16 protein-coding genes, 1 other RNA gene and 1 pseudogene are annotated in these 18,253 nt (G+C 34.9%); 7 read left to right on the top strand and 11 right to left on the bottom strand.

The features are described from left to right. Positions 1–8: 8 nt before the first annotated feature. The 7 genes and pseudogenes from BJB63x_RS00295 to gshB all read right to left on the bottom strand — a co-directional run bounded on the left by BJB63x_RS00295 (position 9) and on the right by gshB (position 7,775). The gene (locus BJB63x_RS00295) at positions 9–857 is read right to left on the bottom strand and encodes a cell wall hydrolase (protein WP_078718511.1); all 849 of its coding nucleotides are present in this window, start codon (positions 855–857) and stop codon (positions 9–11) included. 442 nt (positions 858–1,299) lie between these two features. After that, a complete protein-coding gene (phoU, locus tag BJB63x_RS00290) occupies positions 1,300–2,016 on the bottom strand; it encodes a phosphate signaling complex protein PhoU (RefSeq protein ID WP_078718510.1) in 717 nt (238 codons plus the stop codon). Positions 2,017–2,044: 28 nt separating this feature from the next. After that, positions 2,045–2,803, bottom strand: a complete 759-nt coding sequence (pstB, locus tag BJB63x_RS00285; RefSeq protein WP_236823872.1) for a phosphate ABC transporter ATP-binding protein PstB — start codon at positions 2,801–2,803, stop codon at positions 2,045–2,047. A 41-nt stretch (positions 2,804–2,844) separates the two neighbouring features. Next, a pseudogene (pstA, locus tag BJB63x_RS00280) lies at positions 2,845–4,136 on the bottom strand (phosphate ABC transporter permease PstA). Continuing rightward, entirely contained in the window at positions 4,133–5,581 is a 1,449-nt protein-coding gene (gene pstC, locus BJB63x_RS00275; protein ID WP_078718507.1) for a phosphate ABC transporter permease subunit PstC, read from the bottom strand. The pseudogene pstA and the gene pstC overlap by 4 nt, the downstream one beginning before the upstream one ends. A gap of 59 nt (positions 5,582–5,640) precedes the next feature. Beyond that, positions 5,641–6,687: a PstS family phosphate ABC transporter substrate-binding protein gene (locus BJB63x_RS00270; protein ID WP_078718506.1), complete on the bottom strand. Its 1,047-nt coding sequence runs from the start codon at positions 6,685–6,687 to the stop codon at positions 5,641–5,643. Positions 6,688–6,836: 149 nt separating this feature from the next. Continuing rightward, positions 6,837–7,775 (bottom strand): glutathione synthase, encoded by a 939-nt coding sequence (gene gshB / locus BJB63x_RS00265; protein ID WP_078718505.1) that lies wholly within the window; start codon positions 7,773–7,775, stop codon positions 6,837–6,839. A gap of 87 nt (positions 7,776–7,862) precedes the next feature. On the opposite strand from gshB, the gene BJB63x_RS00260 reads away from it, so the two are divergent. Beyond that, a complete protein-coding gene (locus tag BJB63x_RS00260; RefSeq protein WP_078718504.1) occupies positions 7,863–8,651 on the top strand; it encodes a molybdopterin-synthase adenylyltransferase MoeB in 789 nt (262 codons plus the stop codon). Here the strand turns inward: BJB63x_RS00260 and BJB63x_RS00255 are convergent. The 4 genes from BJB63x_RS00255 to BJB63x_RS00240 all read right to left on the bottom strand — a co-directional run bounded on the left by BJB63x_RS00255 (position 8,597) and on the right by BJB63x_RS00240 (position 13,138). Next, positions 8,597–10,207 carry an ABC transporter ATP-binding protein gene (locus tag BJB63x_RS00255; RefSeq protein ID WP_078718503.1) on the bottom strand — a complete coding sequence of 537 codons (1,611 nt, stop codon included), beginning with the start codon at positions 10,205–10,207 and terminating at the stop codon, positions 8,597–8,599. The genes BJB63x_RS00260 and BJB63x_RS00255 overlap by 55 nt on opposite strands. Further along, entirely contained in the window at positions 10,207–11,349 is a 1,143-nt protein-coding gene (locus BJB63x_RS00250; protein WP_442855942.1) for an ABC transporter permease, read from the bottom strand. The genes BJB63x_RS00255 and BJB63x_RS00250 overlap by 1 nt, the downstream gene beginning before the upstream one ends. Next, on the bottom strand, positions 11,346–12,467 hold the full coding sequence (locus BJB63x_RS00245; RefSeq protein WP_078718501.1) for a microcin C ABC transporter permease YejB: 1,122 nt from the start codon (positions 12,465–12,467) through the stop codon (positions 11,346–11,348). The genes BJB63x_RS00250 and BJB63x_RS00245 overlap by 4 nt, the downstream gene beginning before the upstream one ends. Positions 12,468–12,583: 116 nt before the next feature. Continuing rightward, a complete protein-coding gene (locus tag BJB63x_RS00240) occupies positions 12,584–13,138 on the bottom strand; it encodes a c-type cytochrome (RefSeq protein ID WP_078718500.1) in 555 nt (184 codons plus the stop codon). A 113-nt stretch (positions 13,139–13,251) separates the two neighbouring features. On the opposite strand from BJB63x_RS00240, the gene BJB63x_RS00235 reads away from it, so the two are divergent. From BJB63x_RS00235 to recR, 6 genes are all read left to right on the top strand, one after another. Then, entirely contained in the window at positions 13,252–13,983 is a 732-nt protein-coding gene (locus BJB63x_RS00235) for a 3-deoxy-manno-octulosonate cytidylyltransferase (protein WP_078718499.1), read from the top strand. Positions 13,984–14,091: 108 nt separating this feature from the next. Continuing rightward, positions 14,092–14,517, top strand: a complete 426-nt coding sequence (locus tag BJB63x_RS00230; RefSeq protein WP_078718498.1) for a hypothetical protein — start codon at positions 14,092–14,094, stop codon at positions 14,515–14,517. 155 nt (positions 14,518–14,672) lie between these two features. Further along, an RNA gene (gene ffs / locus BJB63x_RS00225) (signal recognition particle sRNA small type) lies at positions 14,673–14,770 on the top strand. A 228-nt stretch (positions 14,771–14,998) separates the two neighbouring features. Further along, entirely contained in the window at positions 14,999–16,894 is a 1,896-nt protein-coding gene (locus BJB63x_RS00220) for a DNA polymerase III subunit gamma/tau (protein WP_236823890.1), read from the top strand. Between the two features lie 14 nt (positions 16,895–16,908). After that, positions 16,909–17,235: a YbaB/EbfC family nucleoid-associated protein gene (locus BJB63x_RS00215; RefSeq protein WP_078718496.1), complete on the top strand. Its 327-nt coding sequence runs from the start codon at positions 16,909–16,911 to the stop codon at positions 17,233–17,235. A 31-nt stretch (positions 17,236–17,266) separates the two neighbouring features. Next, on the top strand, positions 17,267–17,872 hold the full coding sequence (recR, locus tag BJB63x_RS00210; RefSeq protein WP_078718495.1) for a recombination mediator RecR: 606 nt from the start codon (positions 17,267–17,269) through the stop codon (positions 17,870–17,872). Positions 17,873–18,253 lie beyond the last annotated feature (381 nt).

Raw genomic sequence — 18,253 nt, 5'->3', positions numbered from 1 at the left:
CGAAAAAATTACCGACTTTTATGCCGTTCTTCTAACATTGCAACAATTGCATTTAACTGGTGTGGTAAAGGCATAGCATACGCTATAATTGTTGTGTTTTCTCTTAACTCATCTTTACGACGAGGTGCAAATGTAGGAATAGGGATTCTACCAAGCTGCGCAACAACAAAAGGCACAGGACTCTTCTTATCTGCTTGTGCAATTGCTATTGAAGCAGGTGACCCCTGTATATCTGCTGTTCTTATTTCTCTATTTTCTATAGTTGAATTCATAAAATTGGGCATATTGCTAGAATGTTCTTGAGAAAAAGCAAACGCAACATCATAAGGACTGTCATTAACTGGAACTTGAAGCGATCCATCACGCCGACGTTTTTCATAGAAAGCATTACCTCCTACAACACGAACATAGTGCATATTCTTATAAGGGAAAGATAAACCAGCAGTATGGAAAAACATAGCATTTTTACTTTTCTTATCCCGTTCACCACGTAAAACAGCATCGGCAGCTTCTTTAACACGAGCAACAGAGGCCTTCTCAAGCATAGGACGCGTTAAAACACCTGGAGCGAACTGTTTACGTTGACCAACAACACCACAAATAGTCTTTGGATAAGCACTTGAATTTACACGATTCATAACGATCGTTCCAACAGCAATCATTCCCTCACGACTTGAACGATTCGATTCAAAATACATTGCACGCATAAGACATTGGCGCTCTGTTAGTGGATACTCGACTGGTTTAGTTTTTTTATGGTCGCTCACCTTTTGAAAGTTCACATGATTCGAAGAACACCCAATGATAACCGATAATATAACACAAAGGACAATAATAACCCATTGATTTTTCTTCATTTCACACAATACGTTCCCTATGTCTTTAAATATTCAAAATTCAATTAAATTTTTAAATACAATTAAAAAATATAATTCATTATTAACTTTTCAGTAAATTTTTAATATGATATAATCATCAAAAAGTTTTTATACACAAAAAAACAATAAAAAAATCTTAATTTAAAACATCTCTCATTACCTAAATTATCCAATGAATTATTTTGTCATTATTAAATTTAATATAACTACCCAAAATTTTTACAATTACTATAGTATTTGGTAAACAATAAACGCAACACTTCGGCACCATCCAAAGCTTTTTTACACAAAAAAATACATCTGTGTGGATACATAAAAAAATTTTTGTTAGACTCAAATATAATCCACAGATTTGAAAATCTTATAAAGCATGATAATAACAATAAAGCTTAAAACTCCTTATAATAGACTCATAAAAAAACTAATCTGCTTTTTTCTCATTTACTCCAACTTTATATGTCATATCATCGCGGCGACGACCAGACGTGATATGGTGACCTGTTATAATATAATGCAGCGTTTCAGCAATATTGGTAACATGATCACCAATCCGTTCAATATTCTTTGCGCAAAAAAGTAAGTGCGTACAAACCGTAATATTACGCATATCTTCCATCATATAAGTCAAAAGTTCCCGAAAAAGAGAAGTATACAAAGAATCAATTTTATCATCACTTTCGCGTACTGCATCAATGCGGTCCAATAAACGACTCCTATAAGCATCAAGTACTTCCTTTAATTGATTGCGTGCTAAATCTGTAATCGTTTCAAGCCCATGGTAAAAAGCTGCAGGTTGACGTGTCTCCGAAATAGCAACTGTCCGTTTTGCAATGTTTTTTGCCATATCTCCAATTCGTTCAAGATCAGAAGCAATACGGATAGCACCAACAATTTCACGTAAATCCACAGCCATCGGTTGGCGCTTACAAATAATGGTAATCGCTTTTTCATCAAGATCACGTTCTGCTTCATCTAAAAATAAATCATCAGCAATAACTGTAGCAGCTAACTCAGAATCATCGCATACAATTGATGCTACAGAACGTTCAATCATTCTTTCAGCATGGCAACCCATTTCCGAAATCTTGGATTCCAAATATTCTAATTCTATATCATAAGAATGAACAATATGGCTCATAGATAATACCTTATATCCTTCAATTCACTTACCCAAAACGCCCAGTAATATAATCCTGCGTCCGTTGCTCTTTTGGTGAAGTAAACATCATTTCTGTTGCACCAACTTCTACCAAGTGTCCTAAATGGAACATAGCTGTATATTGAGAAACACGCGCTGCCTGCTGCATAGAGTGTGTCACAATAACGATTGTATAATTTTGTCTTAACGCATCGATCAACTCTTCAATGCGTGCCGTTGCGATTGGATCAAGAGCTGAACAGGGCTCATCCATCAAAATAACTTCAGGACTTACTGCAATAGCACGCGCAATACATAAACGTTGTTGCTGTCCGCCTGATAAACTTGTTCCCGGCCCATGAAGGCGATCTTTTACTTCTTCGAATAATCCCGCCTGTATCAAACTTTTTTCAACAATATCCTGCAATTCAGCACGAGATTTCGCTAAACCGTGAATACGTGGTCCATAAGCAACATTCTCAAAAATAGATTTTGGAAAAGGATTAGGTTTTTGAAAAACCATTCCAACACGCGCACGCAATTCTACAACATCAATACGTGAATCATAAATATTTTCCTCATCTAAAGTAATTAGACCTGTTACTTTAGCGCCTTCAATTGTATCATTCATACGGTTAAAACATCGTAAAAAAGTCGATTTTCCACAACCTGAAGGTCCAATTAATGCAGTGACTTGATGTTCAATAATATCAAGAGTAATGCCGTGAATCGCTTCTTTCTTTCCATAAAAAACACGAACATCTTGACCACACATTTTGATCTTCATGTTAGATTCAACATCAGTTTTATGCATAAACTCTCCCAAAATTACCAACGTCGTTCAAACCGCCGGCGTAAAATAACTGCTGAAATATTCATAAAAACAAGAAAAATCATTAGTATAATAATAGCGCCGGATGTCTTCTCAAGAAAAGCGCGTTCTGCTTCACTTGCCCACATAAAAATTTGAACAGGCAAAGCTGTTGCAGGATCCATCGGTGTCGTAGGAATATCTACAACAAAAGCAACCATCCCAATTAAAAGTAAAGGTGCTGTCTCACCTAATGCCTGAGCCAAACCAATAATTGTACCTGTTAGAATACCAGGAGCTGCTAAAGGAATAACATGATGAAAAACCATTTGCGTTTTCGATGCACCCAACCCTAAAGCTCCTGCACGAATAGAGAATGGAACAGCTCGTAAAGAAGAACGCGTAGCAATAATAATTGTTGGTAATGTCATAAGAGCCAAAACAAGCCCTCCAACAAAAGATGCTGAGCGTGGCATTCCCATAAAGTTGATAAAAACAGCAAGCCCTAAAAGACCAAAAACAATCGAAGGAACAGCAGCAAGATTATTAATATTAATTTCAATAAAATCTGTGAATTTATTTTTTCGTGCATATTCTTCAAGATAAATAGCTGTTGCTATCCCAATTGGCAATGAAATTACTAAAACAATAATCATCATATAAAAAGAACCAATCATTGCAACACCTAATCCTGAAGTCTCAGGACGACTTGATGCACCAAATGTAAAAAAATGACGATTGAAAGCCTTATAAAGAGTACCGTCATTAATTAAATATTTCATCCATTTTATTTGTTGATCAGAAATTTTTCGATTTTTTTCTGGTACATTTAAATTAATCTGCCCTTTATATGCTGAATCAATATTTGCTGCAGCTAAAACTTTAATTTTTTGGATTGTTCCAATCAAATTTGGATTTTTTGTAATTATATCACGTAATTGAACGCGGACACTCTGCGAAAACATACGGTTAACATCGCGCATAGACGGTTGATCATTTTGGTCTACCCCAAGTTTTTCTGCCAAAGCATTCCGTACAAGAAGTGGGTAATTCGCAGTTATTAATATCTTTGGATTACTCTCACGGTGACCACCTGGATCAATCACTTTTTCGTCCAAATAAACTGACAAAATCATCTCACTTTGAAAAAATGCTGTATAACCTTGACTAATAATAGACCATAAAAGAGCTACCAAAAAAACAAACTAATAAAAATAGCACTTAAACCATAAGTGCGAAAACGACGCTCAGCTCGATAACGACCTTTGAGACCAATACTACGACGATGCGCAAAAAAAACTTCACTCATTCATATCGTTCCTGATATTTACGAACTATATAAAGAGCTAAAATATTCATTAAAAGAGTCAGAATGAAAAGCGTCATTCCCAAAGCAAAAGCCACAAGTGTATGTGGAGAATTAAACTCAAAATCACCTGTCAATTGATTAACAATTTTAACCGTCATTGTAGTCATCGCTTCAAATGGATTAAAAGTCAAATTTGCTGCAACACCGGCTGCTAACACCACAATCATTGTCTCTCCAATCGCACGTGATGCTGTTAACAGAAGTGCTCCCACGATCCCAGGAAATGCAGCTGGTATAACTACTTTTTTAATTGTTTCAGATTGTGTTGCTCCTAAACCATAAGAACCTTCACGTAAAAAACGTGGAACAGCAGTAATGATATCATCTGATAAAGATGAAACAAAAGGAATCAACATAATTCCTATAACAATACCAGCTGTCAAAACACTTTGAGCCATAATAAAACTAATTCCACCAGAAAGAGACAGTGAAAGATCGCGCAAAAAAGGCCCAACAATCTTCAAAGCAAAAAAACCGTACACAATAGTTGGAATACCAGCAAGTACTTCTAATAATGGTTTTACAATTGACCGTAATTGAGTTGAAGCATATTCAGCCATATAAAGGGCAGCAAATAACCCAATAGGTACAGCAAAAAGCATAGAGACAAAAGCAATATAAAGTGTACCAGCTAAAAGCGGTATTAAACCAAACTGTCCCACACTATCTTCTGTATGATTCATTGAAAAACGAGGATCCCATATTGTTCCAAAAAAGAAATTTGAAAATGATACAGATTGAAAGAAATTTATTGTTTGAAAGAACATAGAAATCGCAATGCCAACTGTTGTTAAAATAGCAACTGTAGACGCACAAACCAATCCAACAACAATCAAACGTTCGACTTTGTTACGAGCACGTTGGCACGGAGAAACTTGCATAAATCCAAAAACAAAACAGCAAAGTGTAATCATAAAAAACAAAATATGACCAATAAATTGCAATTTTTCAGAAAAAGAATACCATGATCTTGTAATTTGTAACATGTAGTCTGGCACTGTTACAGGCAAAACAAATCCTTGCGCTAATAATTGAGCTCGCACATCTTCATATAAAGCATCAGTAATAGCTCCTTTAAAGTGAGGTATCAGTTTGATTAAACTACGGATAAGTCGATGATTATCTATTTCTGTCGTATACGTTATATATGTTTCTAGCTCTCGTGAAGCAATATATTCCAAATAAACAGAACTGCCACCATTCCAAAAAATCAAAAAAATCAGAGTAGGAATAATAGTTATTAGAAATGTCCACCAACCATAATAATGTGCACGAGAATGCATTTTAAATCCCGAACTTTCAAGGAAACGAGCTCGCATATAAGAAATACAAAAGCCAATAATACCAAAAATCAATAGGAGAAAAACAATTAAAGAAACAGCCATTTTTTTTCAATTTCTACAAAAAGAAACATAAAAGAATTCCGCATTATCAACGCAAAAAATTATTGCGAAACCATTACTTTACCAGAAGAAAAAGCATCCCGTTGTAATTGTCTTTCTCTTTCAGAAATAGGAACCAAGCCGTACTCAGCTAATGGACTATGTAGACCAATCATTTGATCAGAAAGAAACAAATCAACATACTCTTGCATACCTGGAACAATTCCTAAATGCAATTTCTTAACATAGAAAAACAATGGACGTGAAATCAAATATGAGCCATTAGAAATTGTTTCAGCACTTGGATAAATACCATTAATAGATGCAACCTTAAGTTTATCAGCATTGTTTTCATAAAAAAACAAACCAAAAACTCCAATCGCTGTTTTACCAGAAGTAAAACGAGCAAGTGTCTCAGAATAATCACCATCAATATCAATAACTTTCCCATCTTTACGGACAGCAATACATGCAGCATTAATTGCCTTATCATTCATCCCCAAAGCTTTCATCTGCTCAACTGCACCACTGGCCTTGCAGCCAACAGAAAGTACCTTTTCTTCAACAATTTCACGGGTTCCATGCTTTTCACCAGGAATATAAGCTGTAATTGTCCAATCAGGAAGATCACTATTGACTGTACTCCATTTCATAAATTCATTCGGTTTCAATTTCCCATCTACAATAATCTGGGCAGCTAATGCTTTATAAAGATCCACTGGCTGCAATTTCCAATTAGGACCATTGATATCTGTTGCAAAAACAACGCCATCATATCCAATACGCATTTCTTCAATATCCTTTACACCAGCATCAAAACAAGATCGCAATTCATCTGGCTTCATTGCCCGCGAAGTATGAACAATATCAATTGTATTATTCCCAATACCACGACAGAATTCCTTGATACCAGCTCCTGAACCTCCAGATTCAATAACAGGAACTTTAAAATTAGAGTACATTTCTCCAAAAATCTCAGCAACAATTTTCCCATAAGGCAAAACTGTAGATGAACCTACAATATGAATTCGATTGCGAGCATAACCAATATCAATCAAAAATATAATAGAAAAAACAAACCCTATTCCAATTGATAATAATTTTCTCATCTATAATTCCTTCAAATTTAGTTCAAGATCTATCGTTACATTACAGTGATACACAAAACTTAATTCACATCAGTTAGTATAATAAATGAAAAAATGACATTTATAATTTTTTATAATAAACTATGTTTTAGTCATCTATTTAAATAAATTTAATTTAAACGTTTAAGTTCAATAATATCCCAAAAAAGAGAAGCGATATCTAGGCCTCCAAAACGTTTAATTTCACGAATTCCCGTTGGAGATGTAACATTGATTTCTGTTATATAGTCTCCAATCACATCAATCCCTACGAGAAGAAAACCACGTTTTTTTAAAACAGGGCCAATACGTGCACAAATCTCATAATCACGCTCTGTCAAATCAATACATTCTACACGCCCTCCAACATGCATATTGGAACGAACATCAGTAGCTGTAGGAATCCGATTAATTGCTCCAACCGGCTCACCGTCAAGCAAAATAATTCGTTTATCCCCCTCTCGCACACTCTCTAAATAACGTTGGACAATAAAAGGTTCTTTATAGCTTTTTTCAAACATTTCGATAAGCGACGCGAAATTGCGATCATCTTGTTTTAAATGAAAAACACCTGCACCTCCATTCTCATAAAGTGGCTTAATAATAATATCGCCAAACACAGACCTAAATGCCTTTATTTCTTCAATATCCTTTGTAATCAATGTTTCTGGCATCAAATCAAAAAATTCGGTAACAAAAATCTTTTCCGGGCTATTGCGCACCCATACCGGATCATTCACAACCAGTGTTTTAGGATGAATACGCTCTAAAAAATGAGTGGTAGTGATATAATTCATGTCAAAAGGAGGATCTTGTCGTAAAAGAACCACATCCATATCTATCAATTCTGTACGAACAGGCTGGCCTAATTGGTAGTGAGATCCTTCTTCATCACACACAGTGAGTGGCTCTAACCGTGCAATCACACACCCATCGCGTATAAATAAGCAATCCGGTGTATAATGGAAAAGGGAATGTCCACGTTCCTGAGCTGCCAAAGCAAGTGCAAATGTAGTATCTCCTCGGATCTGAAGCGTCGCAATATGATCCATCTGAATAGCAATTTTCATTAATAAACCTCCTACCGCTGAACGCGAACTGGTCAAGCAAATATAAACTTATTAAATAGTAAAAGAAACTATGACAAGAGAGAGCCTATGATAAAAGAAATTGATGAAAAATTAAGTAAAGAGGAAATCGAACGCTATGCACGTCATATAATTCTTCCTGAAATTGGTGGAATAGGACAACAAAGGCTTAAAGCTGCACGCGTTCTTATCGTTGGTGCGGGTGGTCTTGGAACTCCTGTCTTACTATATCTTGCTGCAGCAGGCATTGGAACCATTGGAATTGTTGACGATGACATCGTCTCATTATCTAATTTACAACGTCAAGTTATTCATAGCACAAATACAATTAACCAATACAAAACTATTAGTGCCGAAACAACAATAAAAGCAATAAATCCTCATGTAAAAGTTGAAAAATACAATATCCGTTTAAATGAAAGTAATGTGGATAAACTGCTTAACGCCTATCACATTATTATTGACGGCAGCGATAATTTTGCCACGCGCTATCTCCTAGCAGATCATGCTGCCCAATGCGCCAAACCTTTAATAAGCGGTGCTATACATAGATTCAAAGGTTCACTAACAGTACTTATGCCTTATAAAGATAATAATCCACACTATCGCGATTTATTTCCTAACCCACCCGCCCCAGGCACTACACCTAAATGTGCCGAAACTGGAATCATCGGTGCTTTGCCCGGAGTTATCGGTACATTACAAGCAATGGAAGCAATTAAATTGATCACAAATATTGGTGAACCTTTGGTGGGAAGGCTCCTCCTTTACAACGCATTGTCAGCACAATTTGATATGATTTTCTATAAACGACCAGCTTCTAGCGCAAATGCAGCAGACATTAAAGTTTGCGTATAAGGATTTTTGGGATAAGAAAATATACGATCAGCAGAATTATATTCAACTATTCTGCCACAATTCATAACAATCACCTCATGCGCAAGCGCTTTAACAACTTTCAAATCATGACTAATAAAAAGATAACCTAAATGATATTTTAATTGCAAATAACGTAAAAGATCAACAATTTGTGCCTGCGCACTCATATCAAGAGAAGATGTTGGTTCATCAAGCATAATAAGACGTGGTTTTAGAATAATTGCACGCGCAAGAGCAATCCGCTGTCTCTGTCCGCCAGAAAACTCATGAGGATAACGAAAACGGTTAGTAGGATCAAGATCAACCTCACACAAAGCTTCAATCACACGATCATCACGTTCAGAAGAAGAAAGCCTAGGTTCGTGAATTGATAAACCCTCAGCAATAATTTCACTTACAGACATACGTGGAGAAAGTGAACTAAAAGGATCTTGAAAAACAATCTGGATATGACGACGCAAAGAACGCATCTGTTTAAAACTAAAATTGCTTATATCAACACCATCAAAGATGATCTGACCTTTAGAAGAAAGCATTCGCGTCAATGCAAGTCCTAATGTTGTTTTTCCTGATCCAGACTCTCCTACTACACCAAGCGTTTGACCAGAACGAACTATAACATCTATATCCTGAACAGCTTTTACATAATCAACTGTCCGTTGCAGCAACCCTTTTTTAATTGGAAACCAAACTCGTATTTTCTGACCTTGCATCAAAACAGGTGCGTTATTATCAGCTTGAAGAGGATGATTTTTAGGTTCTGCTTCTAATAATTGTTTTGTATAAATATGTTGAGGATTTTTAAAAATTTCGTCTGTTGAACCATTTTCAATAATTTTTCCTTCTTTCATCACGTAGACACGATCTGCAATACGACGTACAATATCCAAATTATGGGTAATAAAAAGCATTGACATTTTGTGATGTTTTTTAAGCTGTATTAACAGTTCAAGAATTTGTTTTTGAACAGTCACATCAAGTGCAGTTGTTGGTTCATCAGCAATCAATAATTTTGGATTATTGGCAATTGCCATTGCAATCATCACACGTTGTCGTTGACCACCTGATAATTGATGGGGAAATGAATCTAAACGTTTTTGTGGTTCACTAATACCTACTTGTTTCAGTAAATCAACAATATGCATGCGCAACAGTTTATCAGAAATAGCTGCATGCATTTTAAGAACTTCACCTATCTGACGTTCTACAGTATGCAAAGGATTAAGAGAGATCATCGGCTCTTGAAAAATCATGGCAATATCTTTACCACGAATTTTACGCAAATCTTCTTCTTTCAGCTTCATTAAATCTTTATTATTAAAGAGAATTTCACCCGATTGATCAAGTCTTTTTAAAAAAGGCAATAATTGTAAAATAGATAGTGCTGTTATTGATTTTCCTGAACCTGATTCTCCAACAAAAGCAACTGTTTCCCCTTCCCAAATATCGAAAAAAATCTGTTTAAGAATATATTTTTTTGTCTCTGCCTGACAAAATGCAACGGAAAGTTCACGTACTGAAAGCAATCCTGTCATTATTGTATCTTTCGTGGGTCAAAAGCGTCTCTAGCTGCTTCACCAATAAATGCCAACAACGATAATATCACAGCAATAACAACAAAACCTGTGATACCAATCCAAGGAGCATTTAAATTAGAGGTAGCCTGCCGCATTACCTCCCCTAAAGAAGCATAACCAGGAGGAAGACCAAAGCCTAAATAATCAAGCGATGTTAATAATGAAATCCCTGATGTCAATAAAAACGGCAGATAAGTTAAAGCAGCAACCATAGCATTAGGCAGTAAATGACGCATCATAATAATCCTATTAGGAACACCTAACGCGCGTGCAGCACTAATATAGGTAAAATTTCGTGCTCGTAAAAATTCTGCACGTACCACACCAACCAATACTACCCATTGAAAAAGCAGCATAACACCCAACAGCATCCAAAAGCCCTGTGCTAAAACTGCAGCCATAATAATCACTAAATAAAGTGATGGTACAGAAGACCATATTTCAATCAAACGCTGACAAATTAAATCAATCCAACCACCGAAATAACCTTGAACTGCACCAGCTGTAATACCGATAATTGCAGAAATAGCTGTTAAAAGAATACTAAAAATTATCGATACACGAAAACCATACAAAACTCGTGCAAAAATATCACGTGTCAGATCATCTGTTCCAAGCCAATTCCAGTGATTAATGTTACATTCCGGATCAGCACTTCCCTTTGCATAACTAATACAACGCTCTTCTTTGCTTTGGAGCCAAAAAGGAGGTGCTAATGCTAAAGTTTTATTCCCTACTACCGTATTATAAGAATAACGGACCAGTGGCCAAAATGCCCAACCATGTTGGGCTATTTCATTTTGAATGAAAGGATCTCGAAAATCTGCTTTAGCCAAATTTCCACCAAATTTTTCATCAGGATAATCAAAAAAAATAGGAAAAAGAAACTCCTCTTTATAAGAAACAATAATCGGACGATCATTAGCAATAAATTCTGCTAAAAAAGAACAAAAACATAAAAATAAAAACAACCATAACGACCACAAACCGCGACGATTCTGTTTAAAATTGTTCCAACGACGCGCATTCAATGGAGAAAGAAAAGCCCATTGTTTCAATTTATCATTACACAATCTATTGTATTTTTCTTTTTCCATCATAAATCCTTTTTATCAAAGTCAATACGTGGATCAACCATCATATAAACAATATCAGAAATGAGACTTATAATAAGACCAATTAACGAAAAAATATAAAGAGAAGCAAATACAACAGAATAATCACGATTAACAATAGAAGTATAACTTAAAAGACCTATACCATTTAATGAATAGAGCATTTCAATTAATAAAGATCCACTAAAAAATGATCCCATAAAAGTCGTAGGAAAACAAGCTATGACCACTAAAATCGCATTGCGAAACACATGAGCATAAAGAACTGAATGCTCACTTAACCCCTTAGCCCGAGCTGTAATAACATATTGTTGGCGAATTTCTTCCAGAAAACAATTTTTTGTTAACAATGTCGTTGTTGCAAAAGAAGAAACGACCATCGCCGTCAATGGTAAAACCAAATGATACAAATAATCCAATATCTTTTCTCCAAAAGATAATGTATCAAAATTATCAGAAGTCAAATGACTCAATGGAAACCAATCAAAAAATGACCCTCCAGCAAAGAAAACCATTAAAAAAATACCAAAAAGAAAACTTGGAATCGCATAGCCAATAACAATAACAGTACTTGTCCATACATCAAAAATAGAACCCTCCTTGATAGCTTTACGGATTCCCAATGGGATAGAAATAGTGTAAGAAATCAATAATTGCCAAAAACCAAGAGAAAGAGAGACAGGTAATGCATCTTTAATAAGATCAATAACTAAGCGTCCCTGTATATAAGACTCGCCAAAATCAAAACGCACATAACGACTAAGCATTGTTAAATAACGTTGCAAAGGAGGCTTATCAAAACCGAATTGTTTTTCAAGTTTGGCAATAAATTCTGGATCCAATCCCTGCGCACCACGATATTGAGAAGCTCCAGAGGATAATGATCCAACGTGAGAACTATTAGCAATAACATCAGAAGACAAATTAAAATCTCCGCCACCAGCTATACGTCCTATAGCATCCCCCCCTGTTCCTTGTAATTGGGCAATGATATTTTCAATAGGCCCACCTGGGGTAAATTGAACAATGATAAATGTCACCGTTAAAATACCAATAAGTGTCGGTACAATCAAAAGAAAACGCCGTATAATATAGGCTGCCATTTGTTTTTTTCCTTTTCAATAACAACATATCATATCATTTTTTACATATCGATAATAATTTTTGATAAATTCAAAATTACAAATAAAATTTAACTATATGCTTTTTTTAACATAAACTAATCTTGTTTATCATTTTGTGGTAGAGGGATATGATGATCAGATAAGCTACGTAAATAGAGCAAAAGATCGGCCCGGTCTTGATCATTTTTAATCCCACGAAAAGACATAATCGTTCCTGGAAATGCTTGACGTGGTGATTGAATATAACGATCCAAAGTAAAAAAATCCCATTTTCTATCAGAATTCGCACGCAACACTTTTGAATAAGAAAAATTTTTTACAATTGCAAAAGGACGGTTAACAATCCCCCAAAGTGATGGACCAATACGATTAGATTCATCACGTTTAGAAGTATGACAGATCGCACACTGACGAAAAACCTTTCTCCCATTTTCAAGATCACCTTGTTTAAGAAGTTCACTTAACAATAAAGATTTGTCAGATATATTCTGTGTTTTTTTAAGCGTTTCATTACTGATAATTTTATAACGTTTATAAGAATGTTGGACTGAATCATCATAAATAATATCACTCATAGTGGAAAAACCCACTAAAACAATCACCAACAACAAACAAGCACAAATTAAACAAATAAAAGTTGATCGATTCATAAAATTTAAACGTTCATATTTTTATATTATTTTCAGTTTAGTTCTTTGTAGTTATTTTCCTTATTAAGGTATAAGGTTATAAAAATTAAGTACAAATTCTTTGGAACTCTGCAATGTCTCTTCAACCAATCATTCTTATTCCTGCTCGTATGGGTTCAACTCGTCTACCAGGTAAAGCCCTAGCTGATATAGCTGGAAAGCCCATGATCGTTCATGTTGCTGAACGGGCAAAAGAAACCGGACTAGAGCGTATTATCGTTGCAACAGATCATGACAAAATCGCTCAAACTGTCACAGCTTATGGCTATGAATGTATCATAACCTGCACAAATCATCAATCGGGATCTGATCGCATTTATGAGGCTTTAACTAAAGTTGATCCTAAACAGAACTATGATGTTATTGTGAATGTACAAGGTGACTTGCCAACAATAACACCTAATGCCATAATAAGTGCCTTACGGCCTTTAGAAAATAATTTAACTGATATTGCAACATTAGGAACAAAACTTATTGAAGAAAATGAAAAAATAAACTCCAATATTGTTAAAATCATTGGCACACCAATTGCTAAAAATCGACTTCGTGCTCTTTATTTTACCCGTGCAACTGCACCTTATGGAGATGGACCTTTATACCATCATATTGGATTATATGTTTACCGACGCAAAGCTCTTGAAAAATTTATAACACTTAAATCGTCGACACTTGAAAAACGTGAAAAACTTGAGCAATTACGAGCATTAGAAAACAATATGCGTATTGATGTGGAGATAATCGATACAACTTTTTTAAGTGTCGACACACAAAATGATCTCGAAAGAGTCCGTAAAATTCTAGTATAAAACTAAAATAATCAACACAATTATTTTTTAGTATATCTTAAAATTAAACAATGTTATATTGTTAATTAAATATGATCATTCTAAATAATTTAAAAGGGGAATATATAAATGAAAAAACTTCTATCTCAAGGACTGACTTTTGTAAGTATTCTGATCTGTAATGATGCTTTTGCTGGATTTGGCGAAAATAAGTGGATTTTTAAACCTCATGAGAAGGTTGTAATTAAAAAACTTGATATAGCTCAACAAGGTGTAGAATATGATTGTAAAAGCATCAACCCTATAACCACATTTCGCTTAACATATACAGACCCTCGTGGTTTAGAATATCTGAAAATTATTTCTGATAATCCAAGTCAGATAACTCACAGTAAAGACAGCAAATTATTTATTATTAGTAATGTTTCGTCCCTTCATGTAAAGTTCCCTTGGATAGGAGGACCTTACACTTTTGAGAATATAACCGACAATAAAGTTGTAGGAACAAACTGTGATTCAGGAGTATATGATGTAGGAGTGTATGGAGAAGAATAATCTTACTTTAAAATTAAGAAAAATTTATTTCTATGTGAGAACGCTTTTATAGAGCATCCTGAAAGCTTATCAAATTCAGATACAAATTTAATCATCTGTATCATGTTTTTGGTTCTTTCTTGATTTTTTATTTTAAATAGATAATATAAGCGAAGGGAGGTTGGTGATGGACGAACTGCTCGCCAATCGGGTCAGATCTGGAAAGAAGCAGCCCTAACGAGTTTTTGTACGGGTCATCGTACCAATCTCCTTTTTTAAATAAGCTATATATTTAAGCTTTTAAAGTATAGTATTTTAGTTTTTATGGTAGTATTTCTGTTTCAAAAGAAGAGAGATTTTGAGCTCTTTAAATTTAGAGGATCTTATTCTTATAAAAGACGCCAGTTGAAAAAATTTTCTTAATATTAAAAATGCTTTCTGTTAATCCGTGCTCTCATCTTATTAAGATACATCTAAGAGGGCTTCAAAATTGGAACAATTAATAGAAAATATGCCAGCAATAATGACATATCGCGTTCTTGCTCGAAAATACCGACCTCAAAATTTTTCTGACCTCATTGGTCAAGAAGCAATGGTATGTACCCTCAATAATGCCTTTAAAACAGGACGTATTGCACAAGCATGGATGTTGACAGGAATACGGGGAGTAGGAAAAACCACAACAGCACGTATTTTAGCGCGAGCTCTCAACTACAAAACAAAAGATATTGATCAACCAACTACCCTATTCGACAAACTTGGTGAGCATTGTACACAAATCATTGAAGGTCGCCATATGGATGTTATTGAAATGGATGCTGCTTCACATACTGGCATTGACGACATTCGTGAAATTATTGAACAAATCCGTTACCGACCTATTTCTGCACGTTATAAAGTATATATTATTGACGAAGTTCACATGCTCTCAACACAAGCATTTAACGGTCTATTAAAAACACTTGAAGAACCTCCTCCACATGTAAAATTTATTTTTGCAACAACAGAAATTCGCAAAGTTCCTATTACAATTCTTTCACGCTGTCAGCGTTTTAATTTACAGCGTATTGAAGCAGCTGTTTTGGTTAACCATTTATGCCAAATTGCTCAATTGGAAAAAATTGAAGTACAAGATCAAGCTTTATTCATGATTGCCCGTGCAGCAGAAGGATCTGTCCGTGATGCATTATCTATTTTTGACCAAGCAATTGCTCATGGTAATGGCAAAGTTGATGCCATTACAGTAAGGACAATGTTAGGATTGAACGATCAATCTCGCATTATTGATCTATTTGAATCTATTATGAAAGGAAATATTATTCATGCATTGCATGAATTACACAATCAATACAATGCAGGTGGAGATCCTTTCGTTATACTAACAGAATTAGCTGATTTTACTCACTTGATCACACGATTAAGTTTGACACCAGAAATAGTAGAGAATTTATCATTCACAGAAGAGGAACGCTCAAGAAGTTTAGATTTTTCAAAAAAACTTTCTATTCGCATTCTTTCACGTAGCTGGCAAATGCTCCTCAAAGGCTTACAGGAAGTTAACCAAGCTTCTCATCCTATTCAAGCTGCTGAAATGTTATTAATTCGCCTTACACACGTTGCTGATTTACCAACTCTCGATGAAGCTTTAACAAAGCTCACACAAGAAAAAACAACATCTATAATTGTTCAAAACCATTCCTCTCAAGAAATAATAAACGAAAGCAATATCATACAAACTGAAGTTGCTCATAATTATGCTTTCTCCCCAATTTCAGATAAATTGAAAAACCAATCTAATCTTTCTCAAAAACATACAGAACAATTAAAGATTAAAACTTCTGAGAATATGAATTTTTGTGATACGACTGAAATTCGCGAAATTTTCCAAACTAATCAACCTAATGAAAATATAAACAATTTATCTGGTATTTTCCCCCAATCAGAAATAGAAACTACAGAGCAAAAACCCATCATCATAAATTCTTTACAAGATATTGTTGATCTAGCTGAACAACATAATGAAATACATTTTAAATTGTTGATCAAAGAATTTGTCCATCCTGTTTCTTTTGAACCGGAACACATTACGTTAAGACTTGCTGAAGAAGCTCCTCGCTCCCTTGAGCGTGATATAAAAAAAATATTGCATCAATGGACTGGAAAACAATGGACTATAACTGTTGTTAATGAAGGGGGAGGTCCAACTTTACAAGAAGAAAGTGTAGCTATACAAAAATCTCTTTTTTCCGATGCACAAACAGACCCTGATATTGCAAAAATTCTCAATAATTTTCCAGGAGCCAAAATCATTGATATTCGCTTTAATAAAAAAGAAAATGATCTTGATTTGATCCCTGATATCTTTGACATTGATAATGATGATACAAGTGATGAATAAGGAAACTAATCCCTATGCGTGATATGATGAATATAATAAAAAAAACCAAAGAAATGCAAACAAAAATGCAGCAAATTCAAAGTGAGTTGGCCAATCTGGAAGCAACTGGTATAGCAGGTGGAGGACTTGTCAATATCACTATTAATGGTAAAAACGCCATATCATCAATCAAAATTGACACTTCATTGATGAATCCTAAAGATGTAGAAATTCTGGAAGATCTTGTTATAGCTGCTTATAACGATGCTAAAACTAAACTTGATGTAATTATTGAAGAAAAAACTAAAAGTGTGACTGCAGGATTGCCAATCCCACCAGGTTTTCAATTTCCATTTTTATAAACAAGCTATATTTAAATTCTTGGATAATAGCATGTCTAAACATATTTCATGCCATGAAATTGACCGCCTTATTCAGCTTTTAGCTCGAATACCAGGTCTTGGCCCGCGTTCAGCACGTCGTGCTGCTCTTCATCTTATTAAGAAAAAAGAAACCCTTCTAGAACCTTTAGAATCTGCTCTGCGAGAAACTGCAAATAAAGTTCGAATTTGTTCTGTTTGTGGCAATATAGATACAATAGATCCCTGTTCAATTTGTACAGATCCCTGCCGGGATAAATCAATAATTATTGTTGTTGAAAATATTTCTGACCTTTGGGCTCTTGAACGTGCAAGAATTTTACCAGCACATTATCATGTCTTAGGTGGACGATTATCTCCTTTAGATGGAATAGGTCCGGATGAACTGAACATCACTTCCTTAATAAACCGTGTTACTAATAACTCAATTATAGAAATCATCCTAGCCGTTAATGCTACCGTTGAAGGGCAAACGACAGCTCACTATATTACCGATCAACTTTCCCAGTTTTCCGTTAAAATTACCCGTCTTGCTCACGGAGTACCAGTAGGTGGTGAATTAGATTATCTTGATGATGGAACTTTAGCTGCTGCCTTAAAGGCAAGAACTAATCTTTAATTATTTACTTACTCATCATTTTTCTGTGATAATCCCTAAATTTAAAGTGAGGTTTTAATTAAAAAACGGGAGGGGATTTCAGTGAAATGCCAAGTAGAAATTTATCTTACCTAATCAATTTAGGAGCAGGTTTTTTAGTTTGTGCAATTTATATCAGCACTTGCTTATGGTTTAGAAATTATAGAAAAGCAACTTCTTGCAGAAGCATGGATTTGAAACTATTATTTTAGCGATTTTATTAGGTTCTATTGTCCACAGTTGTCCTTATATTCCAAAATATTTTGATAAAGGTAATAAATTTTTGCGCAAAAACACTTCTTGAAATCGCTATTGTTCTTTTAGGTGCAAGCATTAGCGTTCATACAGTATTTTCCACTGGTT

Origin of the sequence: Bartonella sp. JB63 (genome assembly GCF_002022665.1) — a bacterium.
Lineage (GTDB): Bacteria > Pseudomonadota > Alphaproteobacteria > Rhizobiales > Rhizobiaceae > Bartonella.
The sequence above is the reverse complement of the archived record's forward strand: the minus strand, read 5'-3'. Positions and strand labels throughout refer to the sequence as shown.

What these genes read in the sequence shown, in the direction of transcription:
- BJB63x_RS00295 (WP_078718511.1), bottom strand. Translation starts at nt 857, where the DNA reads ATGAAGAAAAATCAATGGGTTATTATTGTCCTTTGTGTTATATTATCG.
- BJB63x_RS00235 (WP_078718499.1), top strand. Translation starts at nt 13,252, where the DNA reads ATGTCTCTTCAACCAATCATTCTTATTCCTGCTCGTATGGGTTCAACT.
- recR (WP_078718495.1), top strand. Translation starts at nt 17,267, where the DNA reads ATGTCTAAACATATTTCATGCCATGAAATTGACCGCCTTATTCAGCTT.
- BJB63x_RS00250 (WP_442855942.1), bottom strand. Translation starts at nt 11,349, where the DNA reads ATGATGGAAAAAGAAAAATACAATAGATTGTGTAATGATAAATTGAAA.
- gshB (WP_078718505.1), bottom strand. Translation starts at nt 7,775, where the DNA reads ATGAAAATTGCTATTCAGATGGATCATATTGCGACGCTTCAGATCCGA.
- BJB63x_RS00255 (WP_078718503.1), bottom strand. Translation starts at nt 10,207, where the DNA reads ATGACAGGATTGCTTTCAGTACGTGAACTTTCCGTTGCATTTTGTCAG.
- pstC (WP_078718507.1), bottom strand. Translation starts at nt 5,581, where the DNA reads ATGGCTGTTTCTTTAATTGTTTTTCTCCTATTGATTTTTGGTATTATT.
- BJB63x_RS00245 (WP_078718501.1), bottom strand. Translation starts at nt 12,467, where the DNA reads ATGGCAGCCTATATTATACGGCGTTTTCTTTTGATTGTACCGACACTT.
- BJB63x_RS00215 (WP_078718496.1), top strand. Translation starts at nt 16,909, where the DNA reads ATGCGTGATATGATGAATATAATAAAAAAAACCAAAGAAATGCAAACA.
- phoU (WP_078718510.1), bottom strand. Translation starts at nt 2,016, where the DNA reads ATGAGCCATATTGTTCATTCTTATGATATAGAATTAGAATATTTGGAA.
- BJB63x_RS00240 (WP_078718500.1), bottom strand. Translation starts at nt 13,138, where the DNA reads ATGAATCGATCAACTTTTATTTGTTTAATTTGTGCTTGTTTGTTGTTG.
- pstB (WP_236823872.1), bottom strand. Translation starts at nt 2,803, where the DNA reads ATGAAGATCAAAATGTGTGGTCAAGATGTTCGTGTTTTTTATGGAAAG.
- BJB63x_RS00260 (WP_078718504.1), top strand. Translation starts at nt 7,863, where the DNA reads ATGATAAAAGAAATTGATGAAAAATTAAGTAAAGAGGAAATCGAACGC.
- BJB63x_RS00270 (WP_078718506.1), bottom strand. Translation starts at nt 6,687, where the DNA reads ATGAGAAAATTATTATCAATTGGAATAGGGTTTGTTTTTTCTATTATA.
- BJB63x_RS00230 (WP_078718498.1), top strand. Translation starts at nt 14,092, where the DNA reads ATGAAAAAACTTCTATCTCAAGGACTGACTTTTGTAAGTATTCTGATC.